At 44.0% G+C, this 2,923-nt stretch carries 3 protein-coding genes; 1 reads left to right on the top strand and 2 read right to left on the bottom strand.

Annotated features, from left to right (window positions below; genetic code table 11):
* Together ACP45E_RS07990 and lptF are read right to left on the bottom strand one after the other, a co-directional pair.
* Nucleotides 1–355: LptF/LptG family permease (locus ACP45E_RS07990; RefSeq protein WP_141707256.1), on the bottom strand; the 355-nt coding region annotated here is incomplete at its 3' end.
* The gene (lptF, locus tag ACP45E_RS07985) at nucleotides 348–1,460 is read right to left on the bottom strand and encodes an LPS export ABC transporter permease LptF (RefSeq protein WP_017034476.1); all 1,113 of its coding nucleotides are present in this window, start codon (nucleotides 1,458–1,460) and stop codon (nucleotides 348–350) included. The genes ACP45E_RS07990 and lptF, both read right to left, overlap by 8 nt.
* 191 nt (nucleotides 1,461–1,651) lie before the next feature.
* On the opposite strand from lptF, the gene pepA reads away from it, so the two are divergent.
* Nucleotides 1,652–2,923 (top strand): leucyl aminopeptidase (gene pepA / locus ACP45E_RS07980; RefSeq protein WP_069584867.1); only part of this gene is annotated, 1,272 nt, incomplete at its 3' end.

Genomic DNA, 2,923 nt, shown 5'->3' with positions numbered 1-2,923 from the left:
CTAACAACGTGACGATGATCATAAGCGGAATCGCGGTTTTCAAGACGGACACACCAATGTTCAGCTTTGAAAAGCCCGACGCTTGCATGACCACAAGTTCAGAACTTGAGGCTAGCATCCCTAAACCAATGAGAGCACCCAATAACGCGGCCATAGGGAAAAACATTTCAATGTCGCGGGGAATGCTTAAAACGACAAAGAGGAGAGCCTGAAGAAGATCATAGGTCCCATTACCCACTTTTCTTAACTGCTCAACATATTTTATGATGGCAGACAGTCCGACAAACGTGGTTAACACCAATGAGGTCGTCGCAATGATCGTTTTACCGATGTATAAGTCTAAGATCTTAAACACTTGCTTTCGCCACCTTTTTTTGTCTAATGCGGTCTTTGAATTGTCTGACCAATATACTGTCCATCATATTCGCTCCAATAGCAGCCAGGAGTAACATCGCGTTAATTGGCCACATGCCGACAATAACAGGAATGGAGCCGTCTTCAATCGCTGACTTAGTTGCACTGATGGATAAGAAATAAGCCAGATAAATTAATATTGCAGGCCCCATTTTCGCAAAGCGGCCTTGACGAGGGTTGACCGCAGAAAGTGGCACCACCAACATCGTCAATAACGGAATACATAACACTAAAGAAATACGCCATTGCAGCTCGGCCTGCGCTCGCATATCACTCGTTTTAAGTAATTCCAGCGTTGATTTGGCTTCCCAGTCGCGTCCTTTCGGTTTGACGTCTCGCTGGCCAATTAGTCCATCGTATTCATCAAATACTGTATTACGATAATCAAGGCGAGTGGGAATACCCTCATAACGGATGCCTTCATACATGGTAATCACTTGGCGGCCATCATTGGTCTCTTTTATATCACCGTGATTCGAGAACATCACACTTGGTAGAATCGTACCACTAGGGCGTAACTGTGCAACAAAGACATTATTGAGCTGTTTGTCTTGGATATCATCAATAAACACAACCGAAGACCCATCGGGTGTCCGTTGGAAAGTCCCCTTTTTCAAAAGGTCAACGGTATTTTCCGATTCCAGCTGCTCCATTAATTGTGTTTCTTTTTCTTGGCTCCATGGTGCTAACCAGAAAGAGTTAAAAGCAGCAATACAACCCGTAATCAATGCCAAATACAGTGCCGCTTGAATCAGAAATTTATTGCCAATTCCGGTGGCGTTCATCACAGTTATTTCACTTTCCGCGTACAAACGACCAAAGGTCAGCAAAATCCCGATAAACAAACTTAAAGGGAGCATAAGCAAACCCATAGTAGGCATATTGAGACTAACAATGGATAAAATCATACGTGCAGGTATTTCACCGTCAGATGCCTCTGCCAGTACACGGATAAACTTTTGGCTTAGAAACACTAAAAAGAGCACAAAAAAGATGGCTAATTGGCTCTTGAGTGTCTCGCGGATCAAATATCTAACAATAATCACGCTGAAAGTACCTATAGAAAACTTGTTTTTTTGGTTGAATCACTATAATTTCCCGATGAACCTTTTATTTTTAAAATTTTCACTAACTGTTAGTTCGCTTAATTAAAACGTAGTTCCAAGTATGGATTCAACAAGTAAGCTTGCATTATCTAACATTTAGTTCGATTTGTCTTCAGGATGTAGGAGTACGCATGGAGTTCAATGTAAAAAGTGGCAGTCCAGAGAAACAACGCAGTGCATGTATTGTTGTCGGAGTGTTTGAACCAAGACGCCTTTCTCCAGTAGCTGAACAGCTGGATAAAATCAGTGACGGCTACATCAGTTCACTTCTTCGCCGTGGTGATCTAGAAGGTAAGCCAGGACAGATGCTGCTATTGCATCAAGTACCCGGTGTACTATCAGAGCGTGTTTTACTCGTTGGATGTGGTAAAGAACGCGAACTTGGCGAACGTCAGTATAAAGAAATCATCCAAAAAACCATCAGTACACTTAACGAAACAGGTTCTATGGAAGCGGTATGTTTCCTGACAGAATTGCACGTTAAAGGTCGAGACACCTATTGGAAAGTTCGTCAGGCTGTTGAAGCAACCAAAGATGGCCTTTATACCTTTGACCAGTTCAAGAGCAATAAGCCTGAAACGCGCCGCCCACTTCGCAAGTTAGTCTTTAACGTACCAACACGCCGTGAGCTCAGCCAAGGTGAAAAAGCGATTGCTCATGGTCTCGCGATATCTTCAGGTGTCAAGGCATCAAAAGATCTTGGTAACATGCCACCTAACATTGCTAACCCAGCTTACCTAGCCTCTCAAGCGCGTCGTCTTGCTGATGATTATGAAACTGTGACGACAAAAATCATTGGCGAAGAAGAAATGGCCAAATTGGGCATGAACTCATACTTAGCCGTAGGTCGTGGTTCAAGAAACGAATCCATGATGTCAATTATGGAATACAAAGGTAATGCTGATCCTGATGCAAAGCCAATTGTATTAGTGGGTAAAGGGCTGACCTTTGATTCAGGCGGTATTTCACTTAAGCCTGGCGAAGCAATGGATGAGATGAAGTACGACATGTGTGGTGCAGCGTCTGTATTCGGCACAATGAAAGCACTGGCTAAGCTCAATCTACCGATTAATGTGACCGCTGTTCTTGCTGGTTGTGAAAATATGCCAGGCAGTAACGCGTACCGCCCGGGTGATATTTTAACCACCATGTCAGGCCAAACGGTTGAAGTGCTTAATACGGATGCAGAGGGTCGCTTAGTGTTATGTGATGCTCTTACCTACGTTGAGCGTTTCGAGCCTGAGTGTGTGATTGATGTTGCAACATTAACAGGGGCTTGTGTGATGGCGCTTGGTCACCACATCAGTGCGGTTCTTTCTAACCACAACCCGCTATCTCATGAATTGGTGAATGCATCAGAGCAAGCCAGTGACCGAGCTTGGCGCATGCCGATGGCTGATGAA

The organism is Vibrio genomosp. F10 str. 9ZD137 (assembly GCF_049974785.1).
Taxonomy (GTDB): Bacteria; Pseudomonadota; Gammaproteobacteria; order Enterobacterales; family Vibrionaceae; genus Vibrio.
Note: the sequence above shows the minus strand (reverse complement) of the source record. Positions and strands in the feature narration are given on the sequence as shown.